This window comes from Natrinema halophilum, from assembly GCF_013402815.2.
Classification (GTDB): domain Archaea; phylum Halobacteriota; class Halobacteria; order Halobacteriales; family Natrialbaceae; genus Natrinema; species Natrinema halophilum.
The window spans coordinates 1,004,606-1,027,695 of the sequence record NZ_CP058601.1; the positions used below are offsets into that span (position 1 = coordinate 1,004,606).

The 23,090-nt window shown below is 60.9% G+C and carries 22 protein-coding genes and 1 pseudogene; 5 read left to right on the plus strand and 18 right to left on the minus strand.

Annotated elements, in window-relative coordinates:
- Positions 1 to 13: 13 nt before the first annotated feature.
- The 7 genes and pseudogenes from sod to HYG82_RS44565 form a co-directional block, all read right to left on the minus strand.
- Positions 14 to 616 carry a superoxide dismutase gene (gene sod / locus HYG82_RS25615; RefSeq protein WP_179259946.1) on the minus strand — a complete coding sequence of 201 codons (603 nt, stop codon included), beginning with the start codon at positions 614 to 616 and terminating at the stop codon, positions 14 to 16.
- Positions 617 to 825: 209 nt separating this feature from the next.
- A complete protein-coding gene (locus tag HYG82_RS25620; RefSeq protein ID WP_179259947.1) occupies positions 826 to 1,248 on the minus strand; it encodes a DUF7344 domain-containing protein in 423 nt (140 codons plus the stop codon).
- Between the two features lie 575 nt (positions 1,249 to 1,823).
- The gene (ndk, locus tag HYG82_RS25625) at positions 1,824 to 2,288 is read right to left on the minus strand and encodes a nucleoside-diphosphate kinase (RefSeq protein WP_179259948.1); all 465 of its coding nucleotides are present in this window, start codon (positions 2,286 to 2,288) and stop codon (positions 1,824 to 1,826) included.
- Complete coding sequence (locus tag HYG82_RS25630) at positions 2,285 to 2,704, minus strand: 50S ribosomal protein L24e (RefSeq protein ID WP_179259949.1); 420 nt, start codon at positions 2,702 to 2,704, stop codon at positions 2,285 to 2,287. The genes ndk and HYG82_RS25630 overlap by 4 nt, the downstream gene beginning before the upstream one ends.
- Positions 2,704 to 2,928 carry a 30S ribosomal protein S28e gene (locus HYG82_RS25635; RefSeq protein WP_179259950.1) on the minus strand — a complete coding sequence of 75 codons (225 nt, stop codon included), beginning with the start codon at positions 2,926 to 2,928 and terminating at the stop codon, positions 2,704 to 2,706. The genes HYG82_RS25630 and HYG82_RS25635 overlap by 1 nt, the downstream gene beginning before the upstream one ends.
- 11 nt (positions 2,929 to 2,939) lie before the next feature.
- A complete protein-coding gene (gene rpl7ae / locus HYG82_RS25640) occupies positions 2,940 to 3,302 on the minus strand; it encodes a 50S ribosomal protein L7Ae (protein ID WP_179259951.1) in 363 nt (120 codons plus the stop codon).
- A 389-nt stretch (positions 3,303 to 3,691) separates the two neighbouring features.
- Positions 3,692 to 5,306 (minus strand): annotated as a pseudogene (locus HYG82_RS44565) (oleate hydratase).
- Between the two features lie 237 nt (positions 5,307 to 5,543).
- On the opposite strand from HYG82_RS44565, the gene tmcA reads away from it, so the two are divergent.
- The gene (gene tmcA, locus HYG82_RS25655) at positions 5,544 to 7,853 is read left to right on the plus strand and encodes a tRNA(Met) cytidine acetyltransferase TmcA (RefSeq protein WP_179259952.1); all 2,310 of its coding nucleotides are present in this window, start codon (positions 5,544 to 5,546) and stop codon (positions 7,851 to 7,853) included.
- A gap of 26 nt (positions 7,854 to 7,879) precedes the next feature.
- On the opposite strand, the gene HYG82_RS25660 is transcribed toward tmcA, so the two are convergent.
- Positions 7,880 to 8,620, minus strand: a complete 741-nt coding sequence (locus HYG82_RS25660; protein WP_179259953.1) for an SDR family NAD(P)-dependent oxidoreductase — start codon at positions 8,618 to 8,620, stop codon at positions 7,880 to 7,882.
- 188 nt (positions 8,621 to 8,808) lie between these two features.
- On the opposite strand from HYG82_RS25660, the gene HYG82_RS25665 reads away from it, so the two are divergent.
- Both HYG82_RS25665 and HYG82_RS25670 read left to right on the plus strand, forming a co-directional pair.
- Positions 8,809 to 9,294 (plus strand): DUF456 domain-containing protein, encoded by a 486-nt coding sequence (locus HYG82_RS25665; RefSeq protein ID WP_179259954.1) that lies wholly within the window; start codon positions 8,809 to 8,811, stop codon positions 9,292 to 9,294.
- Positions 9,295 to 9,333: 39 nt separating this feature from the next.
- Complete coding sequence (locus HYG82_RS25670) at positions 9,334 to 9,498, plus strand: DUF8014 family protein (protein ID WP_179259955.1); 165 nt, start codon at positions 9,334 to 9,336, stop codon at positions 9,496 to 9,498.
- Positions 9,499 to 9,600: 102 nt separating this feature from the next.
- Here HYG82_RS25670 and HYG82_RS25675 read toward each other — a convergent pair whose 3' ends face one another.
- From HYG82_RS25675 to HYG82_RS25690, 4 genes are all read right to left on the minus strand, one after another.
- The gene (locus HYG82_RS25675; protein WP_179259956.1) at positions 9,601 to 11,319 is read right to left on the minus strand and encodes a glutamate--tRNA ligase; all 1,719 of its coding nucleotides are present in this window, start codon (positions 11,317 to 11,319) and stop codon (positions 9,601 to 9,603) included.
- A 98-nt stretch (positions 11,320 to 11,417) separates the two neighbouring features.
- Positions 11,418 to 12,050, minus strand: coding sequence for a DUF8159 domain-containing protein (locus HYG82_RS25680; protein ID WP_179259957.1), 633 nt, complete (start codon positions 12,048 to 12,050; stop codon positions 11,418 to 11,420).
- Between the two features lie 159 nt (positions 12,051 to 12,209).
- On the minus strand, positions 12,210 to 13,262 hold the full coding sequence (gene idsA3, locus HYG82_RS25685; protein ID WP_179259958.1) for a geranylfarnesyl diphosphate synthase: 1,053 nt from the start codon (positions 13,260 to 13,262) through the stop codon (positions 12,210 to 12,212).
- Position 13,263: 1 nt separating this feature from the next.
- Positions 13,264 to 14,616 (minus strand): ribonuclease J, encoded by a 1,353-nt coding sequence (locus HYG82_RS25690; RefSeq protein WP_179259959.1) that lies wholly within the window; start codon positions 14,614 to 14,616, stop codon positions 13,264 to 13,266.
- A gap of 386 nt (positions 14,617 to 15,002) precedes the next feature.
- Between HYG82_RS25690 and trkA the strand changes: the two genes are divergently transcribed.
- Positions 15,003 to 16,334 carry a Trk system potassium transporter TrkA gene (gene trkA / locus HYG82_RS25695; RefSeq protein WP_179259960.1) on the plus strand — a complete coding sequence of 444 codons (1,332 nt, stop codon included), beginning with the start codon at positions 15,003 to 15,005 and terminating at the stop codon, positions 16,332 to 16,334.
- Positions 16,335 to 16,547: 213 nt separating this feature from the next.
- On the opposite strand, the gene HYG82_RS25700 is transcribed toward trkA, so the two are convergent.
- The 4 genes from HYG82_RS25700 to HYG82_RS25715 form a co-directional block, all read right to left on the minus strand.
- Complete coding sequence (locus HYG82_RS25700) at positions 16,548 to 16,751, minus strand: hypothetical protein (RefSeq protein WP_179259961.1); 204 nt, start codon at positions 16,749 to 16,751, stop codon at positions 16,548 to 16,550.
- The gene (locus HYG82_RS25705) at positions 16,748 to 18,298 is read right to left on the minus strand and encodes a TrkH family potassium uptake protein (protein WP_179259962.1); all 1,551 of its coding nucleotides are present in this window, start codon (positions 18,296 to 18,298) and stop codon (positions 16,748 to 16,750) included. The genes HYG82_RS25700 and HYG82_RS25705 overlap by 4 nt, the downstream gene beginning before the upstream one ends.
- Before the next feature lie 126 nt (positions 18,299 to 18,424).
- Complete coding sequence (locus tag HYG82_RS25710) at positions 18,425 to 19,111, minus strand: potassium channel family protein (RefSeq protein ID WP_179259963.1); 687 nt, start codon at positions 19,109 to 19,111, stop codon at positions 18,425 to 18,427.
- A 130-nt stretch (positions 19,112 to 19,241) separates the two neighbouring features.
- Positions 19,242 to 19,487 (minus strand): hypothetical protein, encoded by a 246-nt coding sequence (locus HYG82_RS25715; protein WP_179259964.1) that lies wholly within the window; start codon positions 19,485 to 19,487, stop codon positions 19,242 to 19,244.
- 285 nt (positions 19,488 to 19,772) lie between these two features.
- On the opposite strand from HYG82_RS25715, the gene HYG82_RS25720 reads away from it, so the two are divergent.
- Positions 19,773 to 21,311, plus strand: coding sequence for a TrkH family potassium uptake protein (locus HYG82_RS25720; RefSeq protein ID WP_179259965.1), 1,539 nt, complete (start codon positions 19,773 to 19,775; stop codon positions 21,309 to 21,311).
- Positions 21,312 to 21,331: 20 nt separating this feature from the next.
- Here the strand turns inward: HYG82_RS25720 and HYG82_RS25725 are convergent, their stop codons facing one another.
- Positions 21,332 to 22,072: an isopentenyl phosphate kinase gene (locus HYG82_RS25725; RefSeq protein ID WP_179259966.1), complete on the minus strand. Its 741-nt coding sequence runs from the start codon at positions 22,070 to 22,072 to the stop codon at positions 21,332 to 21,334.
- Complete coding sequence (mvk, locus tag HYG82_RS25730) at positions 22,069 to 23,055, minus strand: mevalonate kinase (RefSeq protein ID WP_179259967.1); 987 nt, start codon at positions 23,053 to 23,055, stop codon at positions 22,069 to 22,071. The genes HYG82_RS25725 and mvk overlap by 4 nt, the downstream gene beginning before the upstream one ends.
- Between the last annotated feature and the right edge of the window lie 35 nt (positions 23,056 to 23,090).

Sequence of the window (23,090 nt, forward strand, 5' to 3'; positions counted from 1 at the left end):
ATCGGAGGCAGGATTACTCGAAGTGGTCGAGGCACTTCTGGTATTCTTCTTCGGACTTCTCCCAGTTGACGACGTCGAAGAAGGCATCGATAAAGCTCCCGCGATCCGGTCCGTAGTCGTAGTAGTAGGAGTGTTCCCAGACGTCTAGCGCCAGAATGGGATGGGAGCCCCAGAGTGCACCTTGGTCGTGCTTGTCGACCGCAACGTTTCGCAGCTGCTTTGCGACTGGATCGTAAATCAGCAGCGCCCAGCCACCAGCAGCACCGGCAGCAGCCTCGAATTCGCCCTTCCAGCCCTCGTACGAACCGAAGTCTTCCTCGATACGGTCGGCGAGGTCGCCTTCGGGTTCGCCGCCGCCGTCGGGCGACATGTTTTCCCAGAACAGCGTGTGGAGGTAGTGGCCACAGCCATTATGGGTAACGTTGTTGAGGGCGCCGGGCGTCGATCCGAAGTCGCCCTCCTCGCGGTTCTCTGCGAGGGTTTCTTCGGCAGCGTTGAGGCCGTTAACGTAGCCCTGATGATGGGTATCGTGATGCCAGGTCAGTACCTGCTCGGACAACGACGGTTCGAGCGCATCGTAGTCGTACGGAAGTGGTGGAAGTTCGTGGTCAGCCATAGTATGCACCTCATTGTCTGTATCGGTATCTCGCTTGTTAAGTTTTGAGGAGTGAAACGGTATCACACCTCATAAATACTTGGCCGTCCTGTCGTGCGATGTACCGACACGTCGGTGGTTTCCACTACAGACTCCGTCTTAAACCTTTCAGCACCGCTGTTTGATACCCCCATCGGTACGTCAACCACCATCGACCCCGAAATTGTCAATTATGCTACTTCTTTGTGATAGGCGTGTTCGAGCCACTCTTCGAGCGACGGTTGACTCCAGTATCGTACCGTCTCACTCCGCCTGTCGTGTTCGAGAATGCCTGCATCCTCGAGTTTCGGGAGGTGAACGTGCGTGAGTTCCGTTCGGATACCCGTTTGCTTGTCCACCGGTTCGCGGTCGGAGCCAAGATCGAACGTCGAACTCGTGGTCACGGCATCGTCTGCGTCGTTGGTTTCGGCGGTCCGCTCGAGAGTCAAAACGTTCTCGGTAAGCGCTTCGACGGATGCGACGCCGTCCGGTTGATCGTTGAGGTAGTATAGCGCATACCGACGGCGACAGTTGGAAAGCAATTCGAAAACGAGACTGAGCGACGGTGTCGTATCGGCTGTCAACGCCGCCGTTTCGCCCTCTGTTTCACGCATCCACTAACCACCTACCATGTGTTACCATTCGAAACCACCAGCCGATCCTACTGCAGCCGTCACATTAGACCTTACGTCTACCTAGAAAAATACCTGTTTTATATACGTTAATATACTGCTGGAGAAAAACGGCTGAAACGACGACGTCGTGAGTTGCCAATCAACACCACGATCGTTCGCGAGGAGATGAACCGTTCGTTTGACTGTGAGACGAAACTGGATCCCACAGTGCGGTATGGAGCGTTCCGTTTTGTCCTTCCAGAGGGCGTGGCAACCGGATTTTATGAAGAGATGGGTACAAAACGAGTATTTGAACGGGCTGGCCGTTGCTGATGGGATGGTCCTCTAGTAGTCGGCGAAAGTCATCGCCCACCCCGCTCGCGAATTCGCGGCCAGCGAGTACGCGCTGGCCACAGCAGTGCGAGCGGTGGGTACATCGTTTCAGCGACTACTATAGCGAAAACTCTCGGATCGCTCGTTCACCGCGCAGATGGAAACGACCGACGAAAAAGGTCAGCAGTTGCGAACCGCACAGATCGTCTGACCGCCAGAATACACTCGACAGGCAGACGTAATTATTCGTAGAGCCACTCGGCGTCGTTTTGCTCGTAATCGGTCAACTCCTCTGCGTCGAAGTGAATCCCGATTTCCCGTTCGTTGGCACCTTCGTCCTCGTGGTCTGCAGCGTGAACGACGTTTCGGCCGAGGTCGAGTGCGTAGTCGCCTCGGATCGTTCCGGGTTCGGCCTCGAGCGGATCGGTTTCGCCGATCATCTGGCGTACCTGGCGGGTGGCATCCTGTCCCTCCCAGACCATCGGAACGACCGGACCCGAGGTAATGAAGTCGACGAGGTCGTCGTAGAACGGTTTGTCCTCGTGTTCGCTGTAGTGTTCTTCGGCCCGCTCGCGGGGCATCGTTTCGACTTTGATCCCGACGAGTTTGAGTCCGCGGTCCTCGAGACGGGAGATGACCTCGCCGATCAGACCCCGGGCAAACGCGTCAGGCTTGACCATCACGAAGGTCCGCTCGTGATCGCTCATTGTTCGGCCTCGGTCTCGGCTTCGCTGCTCTCTTCGTTGCCGCCGGCGACATCATCGGATTCATCCTCGGCGGCGCGCTCGGCTTCTCCTTCGACGGATTCGCCTTCGGCGATGTCTTCGTCACCGGCCGACTCGGTACCTTCGCCCTCGTCGACGGCTTCGGCGTCTGTTTCGACGTCTTCGTCGTCCGCAGCCGTCTCTTCCTCATCGGCTGCCGTGTCGACCTGGGATGGGCCTTTGCCGCGGCGGCCTTCTTCAGTCCACTCGAGATCCCGTGGTTCGCGCCCGAGCTTGTAGTTTTTCTCCGCTTTCGAATCGACAAAGTGGAGTACTGTACCGTCGTTCTGGACGTACATGATGCCCGTGCCGGGCTCGATCTCTTCGCCCGTGTAGTCGCAGGTTCGTTTTTCGACCATTATTGTCCACCGATGGAATCGGCCTCGCGAGCCGTCTCGCGAAGCTGGAGTACGTCCCCTTCGCGAACCGGTCCGAGGCAGTTACGGGTGATGATGCGTCCTTGATTCTCGCCCTCCTTGATTCGGCATTTGACCTGCATGGCTTCGCCGTGCATGCCGGTCTTGCCGACGATCTCGATGACCTCGGCGGGCGTAGAGCCGCTTTCTTCATCTTCAGCACTCATCTCTGATCACCTCAGTCGAGATCCTCGACCTTGTCGGCGATATCCTCGACGTCGTCTCCCGCTTCACCGGCGTCGACGATCGCCGCGGCGGCCGAACCGACCTCGAGGCCGGCAGCGTGACCGACGTCGTCTTGTGTCTCGATGAAGATGACGGGGATACCCTTTTCATCCGCGAGTTCCGGGAGGTGCATCACGATCTCCTCGGGAGAGACGTCTTCGGCGACGTAGACGAGGTCGGCGTTGCCGCGTTCGATCGCTTTCGTCGTTTCGTTGGTTCCTTTCTTTACGCGTCCTGTGTCTCGAGCGACCTCGAGCGCCTCGAGGGCATCGTCTGCGAGGTCGGCTGGGATGTCGGTTGTTACGTAGACTGACATTGGTTGTTCACCTCTCCTACGCGCGGGCTCGCACTCCCCTGCCGTCCGGGCGCTGGGCACCCGTGCCGAATTCGTCTCGGCGGAAGTCCTGTGAGGCTAGGAGCATCATCAACCCCGCGTAGGGTGTACACTCGAGTAGCGTTCCCCCCCTTAAAAGCGTGTTCAAACGCACGAAGCCGTGGGAGAGTGACGCACAGGAGTGGCGGTCGCGATTTGCGAGGGAGCGCACGAACGGATGGACGGACTGTCCGGCCGTCTCGAGTGGCGGGCCTATCCGGGGTCGGTCCGGCGAGTTAAACGCCTTCCCGTTTTCGCTGCGGATCGTGATACTGGTTCCGAACGCGGGCTGCGATCGCAAGCCGGAACCCCGCCGAGATCGGGAGGCTCGCCTACCGGAAGGCAGCCTTCGCGGCGTCCATCAGCACGTCCGGCTCGTACTGGTGGGCGCTGATCGGCGGCACCTCGTCCTCGAGTTCGAGTTGTTCGTAGACCGCCATCATCGCGGATCGGACCGAGTACTCGACGGTGAACACCACGTCGTCGGGCACCTCGGCAAACTGCCCGATGAACGCGAGGTTGTTCGACCCCGGCGGGACGACATCAGGTCGATCGCCGCGGGTTCGCGGCATGAACTGGCTCGTGATGTACGGCATGTTGCAGGGAATGCAGTTCGCGTCCTCGAGGACCGACGGGAGTTCGTCGAGGTAGCCGAGGTGGTAACACAGCTCTTCGAGGATCTCTTCACCGGTGCAGTCTTCCATCTTCTTCTCGACGTGGTCGCCCTCCTCCTCGGGGAACAGTCCGTACCCCCAGAAGATCTTCACATCGTCGGGCTGGTGCGCGAAGTGTGGCTGTGCGGCGACGACGATCGACATCAGCCAGTTCGATTCGGTGAACGTGATCAATCCGTTCCCGGGTTCTTCACCGGTGACCTCGACGATGTGTTCGAGCAGATCCGGCTCGTCGAGCGTGACCGTGTAGGACGGCCACTTCGTCTCCTGAACGTGGTCGGCGAACGCCGAAGGCGTCCCGAACTCCGGGTGGTCCTCGACGACGGTCTTCCACAGTTCGAAGGAGGCGCCCGTCGTGTTCAGATCGGGTGCCTCGGTCATCGATCCGAGGTCCGATCCATCGGTCATCGACCCGTTCGTCACGAAGACGAGGTCAGTCGGATCGACGTCGATAGTATCGGCCGTGCCGTCGGACTCGTAGTGGATGGTCTCGACCGTCATCCCGGCCCGAGCGGGCACGATGTCCAGATCCGACACTTCACAGCCGCCCCGGAACTCGACGCCGTGTTCTTCGAGCCACCGCCGGATGGGCCGCACCAAAGAGTCGTACTGATTGTACTTGGTCCGGTCGACGCCTTCCAGGGTATGCAGCCGGGGGGAACTCGTGCATAAAGCGGTGCATGTACCGGCGCATTTCGGCGGCGCTGTGCCAGGGCTGGAAGGCGAACGTCGTCGACCACATGTACCAGAACGGTGTGTCGAAGAACGACTCAGAGAACCACTCCTCGATCCGGGTATCACCCAGTCGCCGTTCGGGCGTCAGCACCAACTGTAACAGCGAGAGTCGGTGCTCCATGTCGAAGTCGTACGACGAAACGTCGAGCACCTCCTGGTCGTCGCCTATCAGCCGCGCCTTCGCGTGCGTCGGGTTCCGTTCGTTGAACTCGTCTATCACGTCCTTGACCGATCTATCGCGGTCTTCAAGCGACGGTATCGTCTCCAAGAGATCCCACGTACACTCGTACGTCGGATAGTTCAGCATCCGACCGCCGCGGATGATGTATCCGTCTTCCGGTGACCCGGCCCCGTCGAGTGCACCGCCCATCACGTCTACCCTTTCGAGGATGGTAACGTTCTCACCGGGCATCTCGCCGTCACGAACCAGGAATGCGGCCCCGGCGAGGGACGCGATCCCGCCGCCCACGAAGTAGGCGTCGCGATCAGCGACGTCCTGTTGTTGGCTGCCGTCGTTGCGTGTTGATTCAGTGGTCATTGGTGCTCACGTGGGACTGTCGGACCCGGACCGGTAGAAAACTTCAAACTGAGTCTCGATTTCTAAAAATATCCGTAGCCGTATTCACTTGGCTCATGAAATTCACTTCGGAAATGAACCGCCGAAACTGCGCGATCGCGAGACCACCGGCACTGGATCGAGCCGAAAAAGAGGCCCATGTTACGACCGGACGACCGTTCGAACACTGCTATAACGTTAGAGTCCCCAGGCGGACACATGGCCCCGGATTCGGACCCGGATGCGTCGGTCGTCGAACTCGCGCGCAGTCTCCACAGGGAAGCAACGCGGACGAACGAGCGCAGGCTTCTGGTGCTCGCGGGTGATCGCGACCGGGGCTACGCGGCCCTCGAAACCGTCCTCGACGATCTCCCGATTCCGATCTCGCGGACGACGCTCGTCGGCCCCGAGGATCGACTTCGCTGCGAACGGGTCCCGCAGTCACGTGCCGGCAACCTCCTCGGGACGACGCGGGACGCCGTGGCGATCGACGCACACGCGGAGCTTCAACCAAACGCCGTCGGGAAACTCGTCGGCACCGTCGACGGCGGCGGCCTGCTCGTCCTCGTGACGCCACCGCTCGACGCGTGGGCAGATCGACACGACGGGTTCGACGAGTCGCTGGCCGTACCCCCATTTTCGCTGTCGGACGTACGCGGTCGGTTCCGGCGACGATTCGTCCACACCCTCCGCGATCACCGCGGGATCGCGATCGTCGACTGCGATGTCGGCGTGATCGAGGACGACGGGCTGACGAATCCTGCACCGCGGCTCGCCGCGGACAGCGCATCCCCGGACATTCCGGAGGACCGCCGCTTCCGATCGGCCGCTTACGACGCCTGCCTCACGGCCGATCAAGTCGAGGCCGTCGCAGCGTTCGAGTCACTGGCGGGCGACGAGTCCGAACGCGACGAACCGCGGGCGGTCGTCCTCGAGGCCGATCGGGGCCGGGGCAAGTCGAGCGCTGCGGGACTCGCGGCAGGTGCACTCGCCGCCGACGGCGCGACCGTGCTCGTCACCGCACCGCAATACCGGAACGCGCGGGAGGCGTTCGACCGTGCGGGCGAACTCTGCGAATCGCTGGGCGTCGCGTCCACCGTCGAATCGACCCTGGTGAAGACGGACACCGGAGGGTGGGTCCGGTTTGGCGACCCGGTTGACGCCGTCGACGAGTTCGACGCGGCGGACATCGTGATCGTCGACGAGGCAGCCGCGCTCCCGGTCGTGACGCTCGAGGAACTGCTCGCCGCCGATCGCGTCGCGTTCTCGACGACGATCCACGGCTACGAGGGTGCGGGACGGGGTTTCTCGGTCCGGTTTCGGAACCGACTCGCCGAGAGTGACCACGTCGTCACAGACTGCTCCCTCGCAGAGCCGATTCGGTACGCTGCAGGCGATCCAGTCGAGGTATGGGCCTTCCGTGCACTGTTGCTCGACGCGCGGCCGCCGGTCGAGCCCCTCGTTGCCGACGCCGATCCCGAGACAGTCGAGTATCGGCGGCTCGACTCCGACGACCTGCTCGCCGACACACACCTGCTCCGGGAATCATTTGGTTTGCTCGTGCTCGCTCACTATCGGACCGAACCGAACGATCTCGCGCGGTTGCTCGACGCTCCGAACCTCGAGGCACGCGCCCTGACGTACGACGGTCACGTCGTCAGCGTCGCGCTGCTCGCACGCGAAGGTGCTCTCCCCGCCGACGTTCGGTCGATGATGTACGAGGGCGGCCGCGTTCGCGGTAATATGCTGCCCGACGTACTGACGAGCCAATTACGCGACGAAACGGCGGGCGAGCCGGCGGGCATTCGAATCGTCCGCATCGCGACCCACCACAGTACGCGGTCGCGAGGGTTGGGAACACACCTTCTCGAGCGTGTTCGAGAGGAGTTCGCCGACGACGACGGAGACGGCACGATCGACTGGTTCGGAACAGGCTTCGGCGCGACCCCCGGCCTCCTCGAATTCTGGCAGAAAAACGGCTACCGGACGATACACGTCTCGATGACCCGCAACGACGCCAGCGGCGAGTACTCCGTGCTCATGCTCGCGCCGACGAGTGACGCAGGACGGGCACTCTACGAGCGCCACGCGGACTGGTTCGCCGGTCGGTTCGCCGCACTCTGTACCGATGCGCTGGACGACCTCGATCCCGACGTCGCCCGCGCGGCGCTCCGAACCGTCGGTTCCGGCGCCGAACTGTCGCTCGAACTGACCGACCACGAGTGGCGAGTCGTCGCCGGTGCCGCGTACGGACCGGGACTGTTCGACGTCGACCCCGGACCGTTTAGACGACTCGTCGTTCGATATTTCGTCGACGATTCCGACACCGACGACCTGACCGATCGCGAGGAGCGGTTACTCGTGCTCCGCGCGCTTCAGGGCCGCAACTGGTCGACCGTAGCCGACCGCCTCGGGTATCCATCGGCCGGACAGTGCAAGCGAGCTCTCGGCGACGCATTTTGCCCACTTGTCGACCGTTACGGAACGGAGACGGCGCTTACCGTTCGGGACCGATTTACGGACGACTGAGCCATTAGTGTGTGTCACGCTGTCGCTCAAAACAGCCGTCGGAGCAATCCGTCCGGAACGAGGTCCAGGAACCACGCAACCAGCCGCCACCGTCGGACGACGTACGCGTGCGTCCGCTTTTTGTGGATCGCTCGAGCGATCTGGTCGGCTGCCGTTTCCGGCGAACACTCCCAGAGTCTGCCCAGGGAAAGGTCGCTATCGACGTATCCCGGTTCGATAGTCGTGATCGTCACGTCCGCGTCGCGATCTATCTGGCGACTTCGCAATCCCTCGAGATACGTCGAGATGTAGGCCTTCGAGGCGTTGTACGCCTGCACGTTGCCCATTCCGAAGTGTGCCGCGACTGAGGAAATGCCGACGAGATGGCCATCCGTTTTACTGGCGTGATCCGGATGCTGTTCGAAATACTGTATCGCGGCTGTCGCAATCGCTGTGAACCCGCGAACGTTGACGTCTATCGTCTCCCGTTCGAGTTCCCACTCGAGATCGCGATTGACGTGTGCCACGCCGGAACTGATGACTACGACGTCGACTGACGACATAGCGTCGGCAAGTTCGAAAAACCCTTCGCGGGCGTCTTCGGTGTCGGTGACGTCTATCGTCGCAACGTACGATTTGGTTGGAAGCTCCGATCCAATTTGACGCATGCGTTCCGTTCGTCGAGCAACGAGGCCGATTTCGTACCCGTCATCGGCGAGTCGCCGAGATAGTGCCGCCCCGATGCCCGAGGATGCGCCGACGATGATCGCGCCACGCTCCTGTGACATACCGACACGTTCGGTTCCTGATACGTATAGTATTCGCTGTCCGTTCGACCCGATCCGCGGAGTGACCGTGATCCGACGCCGAACCAAGACGGCGACGTCGGCAACGATCCGTGTCACTCGGCACGGAGAACGGCACAAACGGCACTGAAGGCAGTACGGTTTTCCCGTCGTCGCTCGTCGAACGTCGTATGGTCGACATCGTTACTGTCTTTGCATTCGCGTTGCTCCTCGGTGCGATCGTTGGTGCGGCCGTCCCGATGGTTCCCAGCGGCCTCCTCTCGATCGCCGGACTCGTGCTCTACTGGTGGGGCGCCGGATTTGCCGAACTGAGCGCCCTCACGTTCGCCGTTCTCGTTTTCCTCGCCGTGATCACTGCGCTCGTCGAGTTCTTCGGCGGTTCGATTGCCGCCCGCGCCGGAGGCGCATCCTGGTTGACGACTGTCGTTGCCGCCATCGTTGGTATTATCCTCATGGTCGTCACTGGACCGCTCGGCCTCCTCGTCGGACTCTTCGGGACGGTCTTTGCGCTCGAGTTCGTCCGAAACGGCGAACTCGAGGGGAGCACGCGATCGGCGGTCTACACGACGATCGGAATCCTCGCGTCGACGGCGGTTCAGGTTCTGCTGACGATGTCGATCCTCCTGGGGTTTGTCGTCGCCGTCTTCCTGCTCTGAGGGAAACACTGAAGCCGTGGGTACCGTTGACTCGGATTGATGGAGTGTTCCGAGTCACACTGCGAACGTCCCGCGGCGGTCGAACTGCACATCCCCTGGGACGAGAATCGTCTCGTCTGTGCTGCTCATGCCCGCGTCCTCGGCCGGCAAGACGGCGTCGTGGCCGATCCGAATCCGGATCGGGCCGAGGATCTGCTCGGCTAGGAAGGGGGTCGACGGAGCGGAGCCGCTCGTATACACGCGGGTCGACAGAAACCGGCGCCATTTTCGTGGCCCATCGGCCATCGCTGCAACAAACGGAATCGATCAGGGATGCGTGTAATATGCGACCGTTTCCTCGTCGGCGTGACGGTCGATTCTCGCGAATCCAACCCGTTCGAACTGAACAATCCCATCGGGCTCGATGTCGGCGACGCCCGGTTCCGCCCGGCCGGTGACGTCGCCGTCCATCGTCCGCATGCGGACGGGGACGCTCTCTGCGGCCGGCACCCAGTGAACGACGTCGACGTCGCCCTCCCGGACGACGTCGATATCCTCGCCCGTGTACTGCAACACGTCTCGTGTGAACTGGAAACAGCCAAGCCCCTTGAGCCAGATGCGATCCTCGCGCTGGGGGAGGTCGTCCGGCTCGAGCAGGACGGAGTCGCCGACCGGAATCTCCCGAACGCCACGGTCCTCGTAGTTGGGATGGAACGGCGGATTCGCTTCATCGGGCGGACTACCTGCGAGGGGGACCTGATTGCCATCGCGGACGAGAAACCGTCGATCGGTCTCGTCGTCGATTCGCTCGCGGTTGTTCGCATAGATCGCGCTCATCGCGAGATCGACGTCGCTGGTCGAGGTGCCGAGGCCGACCATTGCCTCGACGATCGCTCCGCCGCGGATTCCACGCCGGCGCAGGCTCTTCAGCGTCGGCGCACGCGGGTCGTCCCAGCCGTCGAGTTCGCCTCGATCGATCAACGTAGCGATCGTCGAGGTACTCATCTTCACGTCGTAGTCGTCGAGTTGGACGTGCCCCCAGTGGATGACCTCCGGGTAATCCCAGTCGAAGTAGTCGTAAACGAACTGCTGTCGTTTCGCGGAGTCCTGCAGATCGATGCCGCGGATGATGTGCGTGATCTCGAGGAGGTGATCGTCGACGCCCGACTGGAAGTCGAGCATCGGCCAGCAGCGGTATTCGCTTGCGTCCTCGCGAGGGTGGGGCGTATCGATCATCCGGAAAGCGACCCAGTCCCGAAGCGCCGGATTCTTGTGCTGGATGTCGGTTTTGACTCGAAGGACCATCTCTCCGCTACTGAACTCGCCGTCGACCATCGCCTCGAATTCGTCGAGGACGGTGTCAGCGCCCTTGTCGCGGTGCGGACAGGGCTCGCCGTTGTTTTTCAGTTCCGAGAACGCCTCGCCGGAACACGAACACGTGTAGGCTCCTCCCTTCTCGATCAAGTCTCGAGCGTGGTCGTAATAGGTCTCGAGCCGATCGCTCGCCCTGTACGTCGCATCGGGTTCGAAGCCGAGATAGTCGAGATCGTCGAGAATCGCGTCGTAGGCGTCGAGGTCCGGGCGCTTGGTTTCGGGATCGGTGTCGTCGAACCGAACGCAGAACCACCCGTCGTAGCGGTCGCGATAGGTGCCGATGACGGCGGGCATTCGGGCGTGGCCGACGTGCCAGGGTCCGTTCGGATTCGGCGCACACCGCATCCGGATCTCCCCGTAGTCGTCCGCGTTCGGGAGAGCCGGCAAATCGTGTTCGTCCTCCTCGTCTTCCGCCTCTATCTCGGCGAGTTCTTCAGGTGCCAGTTCCTCGAGCCGAGCGCGTTTTTCCTCGTACTCGAGATCGTTTACCCGACTGACGACTCCGCCGACGACATCGGGAACGGCATCGGCGTGTTCGCGAAAGTCCGGATTGTCGCCCATCAACGGCCCCATCACGGCGCCGACGGCGGCGTCGCTCTCGTGTTTGACGGCGTTCAATAGCGCGTGCTTTTCGGTCTCTCGCTCGACGCGCTCGCGTAACTCATCGTTCATTGTCGTGGGATATTCGTGCCCGACCCAAAACCCTCGCGATTCGCTGTGTCTCCGGTTTGCGTTGTCCCGTTTGCACGGAGGGATTTCGGCTCCCCTCGTCAGTCCTCGAAATCTTCCTCGTAGACGCGTGTGTTGAGGACGTTGCTCATGAGGATCATCGCAGCCGCAGCTGCCGGAGACGTGTTTGACTCGTTTGTACTGGTGTCGTTTTCTGTACCATTGCTGGTGGTCGCATTCGTCTCGGTCCCGTCGTCGGCACTGCCACGCTTACTATCGGTGACGGCGGCGTTGTACCGCTCGCACCATTCCGTTTTGACTCCCCAGCCACGTGCCTGTCCGTCGAACGGATCGGCGATCTCCGTATAGAGCATACCGATCCCGGCGTCGTTTTTCACCAGATTTTCGTTATAGACTGTCGTGATGATCTCGATCTCCGTCGTGGATTCCGATTCGGTCTCGGCGCTCGAAGAGTACCGTAATACCAGATCCGAGCCGTCTTTGCGAAGGGATTCGACCGGAATGTCGTTTCGTTCGACGAGCGTGTAAAACTCGCCGGGGGTCCCCTTGCGTGGTTGACTCGGCTCAACGGGTTCGATTTCGTTCGCGGTCGACGTCTGGCGTAGCGATCCGACGCAGCCAGCCGCCGCAGTCGAACTGGCGGCAACGGCCGTCACGAGAAATCGTCGTCGGGATCGGCCCACGGGAGAGGTATCGGGAAAGTCGGCTGTCATAACCGTCGCTCAGTACGGTATCCGCAAAAAGTCCCGGTCGATATCGAGCTGTGAGTTGCGCTGAAGTGCATGGGTCACCAAAACTCGTTTGCGAGCCGAGTACCCCCGCAAAGAGTGAGGTTCTCCCTGCTAGTACATCCGCCAGGCCAAACGGATGCGTCAGTATCCCCGCTCAATCAGGTAATCTGCAATCTGACAGAGAAGGTCGCGAGCCTCGTTGTCCGGAAGGACCTCGAGTCTGTCTTTCCCTTGCTCGACTAAGTCGCGGGCGGTTTCGTTGGAGTAGGCGATCGAACCGGCGGCCTCGAGTTCGGCGACCGCGTCGTCTATCTCGGACTCGGTGACCGCGTCGACGTCGTCGGTATCGACCAGAGTGTTGACGTCGACTCCTTGTCGACGGGCGTGGACGGTGATCAACGTCTGTTTGTTCTCGACGAGGTCGCTCCCTCGTTGTTTACCGAGTTGCTCGCTGGGTACCGTCAGGTCGAGAACGTCGTCCTGTATTTGAAACGCGCGACCGATGTCGAGGCCGTAGCCATATAAGGCGTCGATCGTGTCGTCGTCAGCCCCCAGCAAGATTGCGGGGAGACACGCAGAAGCGGCGTACAGGACGGCCGTCTTCTGTTCGATCATCTCGAGGTATTCCTCGGGCGAGACGTCGGCGCGTTCCTCGAAGGTGACGTCGAGGGATTGGCCTTCGCATATCTTCGTACAGGTCGTCGCGAGGACGTCGAATGCCTCGACGATACGATCCGATTGGGCCTCCGTCTCGAGCATGATCTCGAAGGCTTTTGAGTAAAGAGTGTCGCCAGCCAAAATAGCCGTCTCGAGGTCGTATGCCTCGTGTACGGCGGGTACTCCCCGCCGAAGGTCGTCGTCATCCATGATGTCGTCATGAATCAGCGTGAACGACTGAATAACTTCGACGCTGACGGCTGCTGCCATCACGTCGACAGGGTCCTCTTCGTGAAGCGACGGGAACGACCGATACTCTGTTGAGAGTGGGTCGACATCACCCAGAGCCTCCGCCGTCGTCAACAGGACGGCTGGCCGTAACCGTTTGCCGCCCGCATCGAGCAGATATCGGGAGGCCTCATAGAGCCGTTCGGGTCGCTGGATCGGTAACTCTTCAGGGATCGCTTCGTTGACCTGCTCACGACGGTGCCGTACCGCCTCGAGCACCGCTTCTTCGCGTGCCTCTGGGCTCGTCATATCAGTCTACTAACTGGATGAGGTTCCCGTTTCGCGTAACGTGGAGATCCCGTCCAAGTTGGTAGCCCTCGCTCTCACAAAGGTTGACGTAGCTGGAATAGCCGCTCATGTCCTGGTGAGCCGGAATGATGTGTTGGGGCTGGAGTGCGTCGAGCATCTCGTAGTGGCCCTCCTGGTTGAGGTGACCTGAAACGTGAATGTCGTCGTACACCCGCGCACCTTGCATGCCGAGCAGTTTCTCAGCCTGATACCGTTGGCCCTCGTTGGTCGGTTCCGGAATGACGCGAGCCGAGAAGACGACCTTGTCGCCGTCGTCCAGTTCGTACGGCGTTTCGCCGCGTGCCATTCGAGTGAGCATAGCGCGAGGTTCACCCTGATGACCGGTGACGACGGGAAGGTAGTCGCCCTTGCCCTCGTTCATGATGCGTTTGAACGTTCTATCGACCGATTTTCGGTGTCCGAACATCCCCAGATCAGTGGGGAAGTCGATGAAGTCGAGTCGCTCTGCGGTGCCGGAGTACTTCTCCATCGACCGACCGAGCAAGACAGGTTGGCGACCGATGTCGTCGGCGAATTCGACCAGGGATTTCACCCGTGCGATGTGACTCGAGAATGTGGTCGCGACGATGCCGCCGTCGTAGTCCTCGAGGCTGTAAAGGACGTCGCGGAGATGTTCGCGAGCGACGTTTTCGGAGGGCGTCCGGCCCTTCTTGCTCGCGTTAGTACAGTCCTCGATGTAACAGAGAACGCCGTTGCCCTCGCGGCCGATCTCGCGGAACCGATCCATATCGATCGGATCGCCGATGACCGGCGTGTGGTCCATGCGTTTGTCGAGACCGTAGACCACGGCGCCTTCGGGCGTGTGGAGGACGGGGTTGATCGCGTCGATGATCGAGTGAGTGACGTTGACAAACTCGAGATCGACCTTTCCGGAGTCGCCGATCGACATCGTCTCGCCGGCGTCCATCTTGATCAGGTCGTTTTCGACGCCGAACTTCTGTTCGCCTTCGATCTGTTGTTTGACGAGTTCGATCGTAAACGGCGTTGCGACGATCGGCGCGTTGTACCGGTGTGCCAACTTCGAGATGGCACCGATGTGGTCCAGGTGGCCGTGAGTCGGCACGATAGCCTTCACGTCGCCTTCGAGGTCGCTCATGACCCGGTCGTCGGGGATAGCGCCCATGTCGATCAGGTCGAGGCTGTGCATCCGTTCGGTTTCGACGTTGTCGTGGATCAGCACCTGCGAGAGGTTCAGACCCATATCGAAGACGACGACATCGTCGCCAGCGCGGACGGCTGTCATCTGCCGTCCGACTTCTTCGTAGCCGCCAATGGTTGCGATTTCGATTTCCATGATTCTGTAGCACTGAAAGCCGCATCGTGGACTCTCATTCAAACGGTCCGCGGACTCCCGGTCGTGCGGCCCCGGCATCTTTCAGCGCGTCGGCCATCCCGCTATGCGCACGGAACAACGGCCGGTCCATCGTTGTCGACTCACGACATCGTGAGTCCCGAACGCACTTGCCCGCGGGTTTCGCTACGTACCTGTACACGGCCGGGTGTTAAAAACGCAGCGGGTTGGGTCGTAGCGTCATCCGTCCTATCGTGAGGCCAGTTGCGTCGGCAGATCTATCGAGTGACGCGAGGTTCCGCGTCAAATGCCACTTTTTAACACATCGTAATCCATTTGCCAGTCGCTCCGAAAATGGGTGCAAGAACCATGATTTCGGAGGAATCGTCGTGTACGTAATTATCGTCGGGGCCGGTGAGGTAGGCCGCTCGATCGCCGCTAATCTGGAAGATGCTCACGACGTGGTCATCATCGACCGTGACGCAGAAGTAATTGAGGAACTCACCTACTCGCTTGACGTGCTCACGATTCACGGCGACGGGACCGACCTCGAAAGGCTGCGTGAGGCCGGCCTCGAACAGGCGGGCCTCGTCATTGCCTGTACGGACAACGACGAGACAAACGCCGTCGTCTGCGGCGCCGCAAAGGCAGCCACCGATGTGTTTACTATCGCACGAGTTCGGCGCCGGACGTTACTGGAAACCTGGCAGGGATCACAGGGCGCGTTCGGCGTCGACTTTATGGTCTGTACGGATCTGCTGACCGCCCAGACTATCTTCCGAATATCGGGTCTACCAGGTGCACACGACGTCGATACGTTCGCGGGAGGCCTCGTTCGGATGGCCGAGTTCGACATCCCGGTCGACAGTCCGATCGCCGACCGGACCGTCAGCGAAGCCGACTATTACGATTCTCTCACCTTCGCCGCGCTCTTTCGAGACGACGAAATGATAGTAACTCGGGGCGATACGGTAATTCGAGGCGGTGATCGAATCGTCGTGATCGGGAGCCCTGATTCGATCAACGACTTCGCCGACGAAGTGACAGCGACGCCGGACGACGCAGAAGAGGTCGTCATCGTTGGTGCCAGCGAAATCGGCTTTCAGGCTGCTCGCGAGTTCGAGGAACACGGCTTTCGCCCCCGCCTAATCGAACAGGATCACGACCGCGCTCGCGAGGTCGCCGAATCGTTACCCAACACGATGGTCATGGAAAGCGATGCGACCAACACCCAATTCCTCGCCCGGGAACACGTCGGGGAGGCGGATGTCGTCGTCGCGGCTCTCGACAGCGACGAGAAGAACCTTCTCGTCTCTCTGCTCGCCGACCGCCTCGGCGTCGACAGAACCGTCGCCGTCATCGAAACCGTCGAGTACGCTGAGCTCTTCGAGACCGTCGGGATCGACGTGGCGATCAACCCTCGAGAAGAAACCGCCGAGGAAATCGTCCGCTTTACGCGAACAGATCACACCGAGCAGGTCGCAATGCTCGAACACGACCGCGCAGAAGTCATCGAAATCGAGGTCGGCGTCGATAGCGTCCTCGTCGGCCGAAACATCGCAGACGCGACCAACGATCTTCCGGCTGGCGTCGTCATCGGAGCGATCTCCCGCGGCGGCGAGCACATTACCCCCCGCGGCTCGACGGCCGTCCAACCCGGCGACCACGTAATTATCTTCGTAGACGCAGCGGTTCTCGATGAGGTCGTCAACCTGATATAGTTGCGTCGTCGACGTAGCGTATTGCCGTTGGTATTCAACCGGCCCGGTTTCGACACTGGACCGATCGTACTGTCGTCGCTCTTTCACTCTCGAGCGATCATCGCTTCTACCCGAGACGGTGATTTCGTTTGGACGCAAACGCCGTCGTGGCGTCTCGTACTGTGGATTCTCTCTCGCCTCGAGTTTCCCGTCCGAACGCGACCGACCTGAGACTCAGCTCCGCACTCCCAGATAGAGGATATATGCGACGAAAAAGAGGACGTACGTCGTCGCGATCCCGGTCGTGATAACCGACCGACCGAGGATTGCAATGCCGACGATGAGAACGGGACCGATGAGCAAGAGCCCGTCGAAGACACGGTCCTCGGCCCCCGATTCGAGAAGTTGCCCGACGACGGGGAGATCGCTGACCGTCATTCGTAGATTCCTCCACGTCGGAAGACCGCCCGTAGCGTCACCAGAACGGGAATTATCTCGAGCCGGCCGATCCACATGTTAAAGAGGAATACGACCTTCCCGAGCGTCGGAAGCGACTCTGGACCGGTAATTCCCGCTGAGAGGCCGACGTTACCCTGTGCACTCGCGACTTCGAAAATGATATTCTCGAGCGTGTACTCGCCCTGCGGGAGTATGAGTAAGAGGACGAACATCCCGATACCGAGGAAGATGAACCAGAGTAACCCAATAATCGCCGCTTCTTCGAACTCCTGTCGCATTTCCCGTTCGTCGAGTCGGCGACCGTTGATTTTCAGTCGGCGGACGGCCGTTTCCGGGTAGAAGACGTCCGTGATTCGGAATCGGATCCCTTTCAACAGGGTGAGTACGCGGATCAGTTTGATACCGCCGACGGTCGAACCGGCTGCACCGCCGACGATCATCCCGAACGTGACGGTGAGTTGTGCCTGTGCCGGCCACCGTCCCAGAGCGACGTTAGTGGTGTCAACCGCAGTCTGGAAACCGGCGCAGGTCGCCGCGGAGACGAACTGAAACGACCCGTACCGGAACGCCGCGAACAACGAGTCGTACGTGTCGCTCGCGTACACAAGTGCGGTGAGAGCGAACGTTCCGACGCTCATGTAGATGAATACCCACCGCGTCTGGAGATCCGCATAGAGATTCCGAAGATCGCCCTGCAAGATGAGATAGTGAACAGGGAACGCGATACTCCCGAGGAGCATGACCGGCAGGAGTGCGAAATCGATCGCCGCGCTATCGTAAGTGGCGATCGAGTTATCGGTGATCGAAAATCCGCCGGTCGACAGGCCGGTCATCCCGTGGTTGATTGCCCCCCAGATCGGCATGCCAGCGGTCCAGAGGAGCAGGATCGAGACGAACGTAAAGAGGATGAAGATCCACCAGATCGTCTGCACGGTCGAGACGATACTCGGATGAATTCGCTCCGACCGCGCTTCGCTCTCGTAAAGGGTCAACGAACCGCTGCCGGGCCGTGCGAGAATCGCCGTCGTGAGGACGATCACGCCGACGCCGCCGACCCACTCGCTGAACGAACGCCACCACTGCAGCGTCCGCGGCAAGACCTCCTCGTTGTCGGTCATCGTTAGCCCGGTTCCCGTAAAGCCGCTCATGCTCTCGAACAGCGCGTTGAGCGGATTGGTAAACGCCGCAAGCGTCCCCGTCTGTGACGGTGTCTCGAGCAGCGGCAAGCCGATCTCTACCGTCCACGCGATAAGCAGGAAGGGAACTGATCCGAAGACTGCGACACAGAACCACCCCGTTGCCGCGATGATCATCCCGTGTAACTTACCCGGTCTGGTCGCCTCCCGAAACCTCGTTCTGAAGAAATACCCGATAGCGAACGGAATCGATCCGGAGACGATCAGCGCGGGAATCGCGTAGTATTCGCCCCAGACGAGGGGGACAATAATCGAGACGAACAGCAAACCGGCCAGCGCCTCGAGCATTCGCCCGAGGTCCCGACCGATCGTTTCAATCGTCTCGTTCATATAGTGATCAGTTTCTATTCGGGATTCATATACACGTCGAACCGTTGACCACGGGGCCGAGGACAGGCGCTCGAAAGATCCCATCGCGCCCGACGGGTGCGGTGCTGTCGTCCGCCCGTTCGCCCGTCATTTCAGCCGGTCTTCGTAATGCCCGAACACGTCGGTGAGCTCCGGATCCGCACCGAATCCCGAATAGACGGTGAGTAAGTCCCCAGTCCGAATCGTCGTATCGCCTTTCGGAGTAATGGGCGGGTCCTCTCCCTCGCGTTCGATCGCGACGATCAGAACGTCATCAGGGAGTATCTCCTCGTGGGCCGCCTCGACGATCGTTCGGCCGGAGATCGGCGCGTTCTCTGTGACGCGAATTTCGAACACCTCCGCTTTCTCCCCGATCCGCATGTAGTCGACGATCGCCGGACGAGCGACCGCACGGTAGAGGTATCCAGCGATGAGTTCCTGTGGGTTTTCCATCGTGTTGACGCCGATCTGGCGGAACACGTTCATGTGCTCTGGATCGTGAACCACCGACACGATCGTCGGAACCTCGTGTTCCTGTGCGAGCAAGCAGACCATGATGTTGATCGCATCCCGGTCGGTGGTGCTGATCAGTGCGTCTGCCTTCTCGATTCCGGCATCCTTGAGCGTGCCGTGTGCCGTCGCATCGGCGTTGAGAATCAGACAGTCGTATTCTCCGGCAGCCCGGTCGGCCCGCTCGGGATCCTTTTCGATGACCACGACTTCGTTTCCCGATCGGGTGGCGATATCGATGAGCGGTATTCCGATATCGCCCGCGCCGACGATAACGATGTACATTAGGCCGTTCTTGTCACCGTTCCGTTGAAAATATACCGAAACGCAACGCCCTATCACGACGGACTATGTGGAACGGAGGCCACCGACCGGTACACGCTAGCGGTTCGAAACCGGAATCCCGTCGTCAACGTTACTGATTCCACGGCGGCTTCCGTCGTCGCCGTTGCGAACGCTTCGCGGATTCGGCCAGAATCCGTTCGATGGCCCACCCGGCCCAGATGAAGACGACCGTCATGAAGACGGCCATCTCGAGCCTGATGACCGACCCATACCGAAGCGTGAGTACGAGCGCCATTATCGTGACCGCCACGGCAACGACGCTAAAGACGTCGTAGAACGTCTGCGGGTGACGGACGCTCGGTAATCGGATGGTCATAGTCCATACTACGTGTGGCACGTATTTAGACCTGCGTCACGTGACACGTTTGGAGAGCCGATGCGACGGATCGACGAATCACCCAGCGCGTACCGTCGCCTTTCCCAAACGAATTAGCGGCCGTACTTCGCCAACCTGGGCTGCCTACCGATCCGGTCGATTCTGTCTGTTCGGGGCGAGAATCCCAACGTGTCCCCCTTTTTGCGTGACGATGGATTAATACGGTCCTAACGAAACTCCATTACATACCGTGTCGGGAAACCACCATGCGAGCAGGGTGTTTCTATGAGGCTCCGAACCGATTGGCGCGCCAGTTTCGCGCTCGTCGGTACCGTTCTGAAGTATCTGTCCGTTCCGTTGGTTATTCCGGTCGTCGTCGCGCTCATCTACAACGATCCGCTAGTCCCGTTCATCGCGACGATCGCACTCACCATCGCCGTCGGTCACGGCCTGGAACTCCTCAATCCGGAACCGGACCTGGAAGTTCGGGAGGCGATGCTATTCGTGGCGATTTCGTGGCTCGCAGTTGCAGCCGTGGGTGCCGTACCGTACGTCATCGCGGGTTGGGGAACAGGATCGACGCTCGCCCACCCCGTCAACGCGCTGTTCGAGTCGATGTCCGGCTTCACGACGACCGGAGCGACGGTCCTCGGGGAAATATCGCTCGAACGCCACTCACACGCCGTGATGATGTGGCGCCAGCTCACCCAGTGGCTCGGCGGGATGGGGATCATCGTGCTGATGGTCGCGATCCTGCCAGAGCTCGCGGTGAGCGGCGCTCAACTCGTCGAGTCGGAAGCACCGGGTCCGCAGCTGCAAAAACTCACACCGCGAATCGCCGAAACGGCACGCATCCTCTGGCTCGTCTACTTCGCATTTACCGTCGTTTACATCGCAATTCTCTACGGTCTCCACCTGGCGGGAGCGGCTCCAAACATGACGCTGTACAACGCTATCGCCCACGGGTTCACGACGCTTCCGACGGGTGGATTCTCACCGGAAGCCGACAGCGTCGCGGCTTTCTCTTCGATCGTACAGTGGACTGCCATCCCGTTCATGATCGTTGCCGGGACCAACTTCGCCCTGTTCTGGCACGTCTTTAGCGGAGAGAGCCACAGGTTCGTCAGAAATACCGAATTCAGGGCCTACACCGGCGCAATAGCTGGATTTGCCGTTCTACTAGCGGGTATCCTGTACGTCGGTTCCGCACCCGCACTGGGAGAACTCGGCGGCGTGACGGAAGGCGTCGTCGAGAACTCGCTGCGACAGAGTGCCTTTCAGATCACGTCGCTGTTGACGTCGACCGGGTACGCGACGAGCGACTTCGCCACCTGGAATTCGACCGGCCAAGTCGTGCTCCTGTTCGCGATGCTCGTCGGCGGGTGTGCCGGCTCGACCGGCGGCGGCATCAAGGTCGTCCGGTGGCTGATCATCTTCAAGGTGCTTCGTCGGGAGCTGTTTACGGCGTCTCATCCCGAAGTCGTCCGGCCGATCCGGCTCGGCGGCAACATCGTCGACGAAGACGCTATTCGCGGTGTTCTCGGCTTTTCCTTCCTGTATCTGGTTATATTTGCTATTGCGACGTTAGTCATCATGCTGGATGCGAGTCGCATCGGCTACACGTTGACGCCACTCGAGGCGTTCAGCGCGAGTCTCGCGACGATCGGCAACATCGGTCCCGGATTCGGCTCTCTCGGACCGTTCGGTAGCTACCTTCAGTTTCCGGTCAGCTCGAAGCTCCTGATGATCTTTCTCATGTGGCTCGGCCGCCTCGAGATCATCCCCGTCCTCGTCATGTTCACTGGTGGGTTCTGGACGCGCTGACCGTTCGCATCGCTTCGCATCTAGTCGATCGTCGTCCCTGGAGTGGACCCGTCGAGGAACGTACGCAGCGCATCGAGACCGAAGATCGATGCCTCGGCGTCTATGTCCAGTAGCGTCCGTACCTTCCCGGCCATCCCGCCGGTCACGTCAGTCGCCTCGCTCGCACCGAGCGCCGACGCGACGGACCCGAAGTCGGAGATTCGGTCGACGACTGCATCGTTTTCGTCCAGAACACCGGGGACTGTCGAGCAGAGGCCGACGCGGTCGGCCGCGAGGGCCCGGGCGAGTTCGGCGACGAGTTCGTCGCCGCTGACGACCGTCGCGCCCGCACCGGAGTGGGCGATCACGTCGCCGTGAAGGACTGGGACGAATCCCTCCGCCAGCATCGTTTCGACCTGTTCGGTCGGGAATTCGAGACGGGCCTCGACGTCCCGATGAGCGGTCGAGAACGGATGTACGGGAACCGCTTGCACGTCTCGATCGACTAGTCGGCTCAGAACGAACTGGTTCAGCGTCTTCATCGCACCGTGGATTTCTAGAATCGCACTCGCGTCGTGAGTCCCGTTAGTCGTGCTGACACCGTGCTCGCTGGCGTTGTGGTGTCCGAAACTTCCGCCACCGTGGACGACGATGAGATCGTCGAGTCCATCGGCACGCGCCGCCGCGATAGCATCGGCCGCTCGCTCGAGTGACTCTCCGTCGAGCGTTTCTGGCCGCTCTTTTTCGGTGATGACGCTGCCGCCGAGTTTGAGGACCATCATTCGAGCGACGTCACCCCATTCTCGGTTAGTTCGGCGCGGAAGGCATCCTCGCAGCCGGGTGTAAACGAGAGTGCCGTCTCGGTCTCCGGGGTCGGATCCAGGGCGACGATACAGCCGCCACCACCGGCGCCGGTGAGTTTCGCTCCGTGTGCGCCTGCGTCGCGGGCCGCCCAGACCATCGTATCGAGCGAGCGAGAGGAGACGCCGAGCGCGGACAGCAGACCGTGGTTGAAGTTCATCAACCGACCCAGTTCCTCGACGTCGCCGTTGGCGAGCGCCTCTTCCCCGTTCCGGACGACGTCACCGATCGCGCCGACCGTATCGGCGGCGAAATCGTATTCGTCGCGGAGGTCGCGTACACCTGCGACCAACTGTCCTGTATCGCCTGCGCCGCCATCGAAGCCGATCACGATCGGCAAGTCCGGTGCTTCGAGCGAGCGGCAGTCGTCCCCCTCGACGCGGACCGCGCCGCCAGTGGCCGAACAGAACGTATCGGCTCGCGACGCCTGACCATCCTGGACCATGTGTTCGGTTCTGTATGCTCGCTCGGCGAGCTCGGCGGTCTCGAGGGTGACGCCGAGTTCGCGGGTGGCGGCGTCGATCGCAGCGACAACGACTGCCGCGGAGGAGCCCAGTCCCGCCCCCAGCGGGATGTCGCTTTCGATCGTGACGTCGAAGCCGACCTCGTCTTCGCCGGTCACGTCACGGACTTGCTCGATAGCGCCGTCGACGTAGCCCATAGCGGCGCTTAACAGCGACTCAGAGACGTCGACGTCAGGACCGTTACCGGTCGATCCATCGTACTCGACGGTAAAGCCGTCGAGACTGAGATCCTCAGCATGAACCCGGAGTTTGCCGTCGTCGCGTCGTTGGACGCCAACCCGCGCCCGTCGCTCGATCGCACAGGGGACCGCTGGTTCGCCGTAAACCACCGCGTGCTCCCCGAACAGGTATACTTTCCCAGGAGCGCTCGAAAGTGCCATGCTCGGGCGTTCGCACGACGATGGTTAATAGCTAT

Coding starts and splice junctions, on each gene's coding strand:
- sod (WP_179259946.1), bottom strand. CDS start 616: ATGGCTGACCACGAACTTCCACCACTTCCGTACGACTACGATGCGCTC.
- HYG82_RS25620 (WP_179259947.1), bottom strand. CDS start 1,248: ATGCGTGAAACAGAGGGCGAAACGGCGGCGTTGACAGCCGATACGACA.
- ndk (WP_179259948.1), bottom strand. CDS start 2,288: ATGAGCGATCACGAGCGGACCTTCGTGATGGTCAAGCCTGACGCGTTT.
- HYG82_RS25630 (WP_179259949.1), bottom strand. CDS start 2,704: ATGGTCGAAAAACGAACCTGCGACTACACGGGCGAAGAGATCGAGCCC.
- HYG82_RS25635 (WP_179259950.1), bottom strand. CDS start 2,928: ATGAGTGCTGAAGATGAAGAAAGCGGCTCTACGCCCGCCGAGGTCATC.
- rpl7ae (WP_179259951.1), bottom strand. CDS start 3,302: ATGTCAGTCTACGTAACAACCGACATCCCAGCCGACCTCGCAGACGAT.
- tmcA (WP_179259952.1), top strand. CDS start 5,544: ATGGCCCCGGATTCGGACCCGGATGCGTCGGTCGTCGAACTCGCGCGC.
- HYG82_RS25660 (WP_179259953.1), bottom strand. CDS start 8,620: ATGTCACAGGAGCGTGGCGCGATCATCGTCGGCGCATCCTCGGGCATC.
- HYG82_RS25665 (WP_179259954.1), top strand. CDS start 8,809: ATGGTCGACATCGTTACTGTCTTTGCATTCGCGTTGCTCCTCGGTGCG.
- HYG82_RS25670 (WP_179259955.1), top strand. CDS start 9,334: ATGGAGTGTTCCGAGTCACACTGCGAACGTCCCGCGGCGGTCGAACTG.
- HYG82_RS25675 (WP_179259956.1), bottom strand. CDS start 11,319: ATGAACGATGAGTTACGCGAGCGCGTCGAGCGAGAGACCGAAAAGCAC.
- HYG82_RS25680 (WP_179259957.1), bottom strand. CDS start 12,050: ATGACAGCCGACTTTCCCGATACCTCTCCCGTGGGCCGATCCCGACGA.
- idsA3 (WP_179259958.1), bottom strand. CDS start 13,262: ATGACGAGCCCAGAGGCACGCGAAGAAGCGGTGCTCGAGGCGGTACGG.
- HYG82_RS25690 (WP_179259959.1), bottom strand. CDS start 14,616: ATGGAAATCGAAATCGCAACCATTGGCGGCTACGAAGAAGTCGGACGG.
- HYG82_RS25700 (WP_179259961.1), bottom strand. CDS start 16,751: ATGACGGTCAGCGATCTCCCCGTCGTCGGGCAACTTCTCGAATCGGGG.
- HYG82_RS25705 (WP_179259962.1), bottom strand. CDS start 18,298: ATGAACGAGACGATTGAAACGATCGGTCGGGACCTCGGGCGAATGCTC.
- HYG82_RS25710 (WP_179259963.1), bottom strand. CDS start 19,111: ATGTACATCGTTATCGTCGGCGCGGGCGATATCGGAATACCGCTCATC.
- HYG82_RS25715 (WP_179259964.1), bottom strand. CDS start 19,487: ATGACCATCCGATTACCGAGCGTCCGTCACCCGCAGACGTTCTACGAC.
- HYG82_RS25720 (WP_179259965.1), top strand. CDS start 19,773: ATGAGGCTCCGAACCGATTGGCGCGCCAGTTTCGCGCTCGTCGGTACC.
- HYG82_RS25725 (WP_179259966.1), bottom strand. CDS start 22,072: ATGATGGTCCTCAAACTCGGCGGCAGCGTCATCACCGAAAAAGAGCGG.
- mvk (WP_179259967.1), bottom strand. CDS start 23,055: ATGGCACTTTCGAGCGCTCCTGGGAAAGTATACCTGTTCGGGGAGCAC.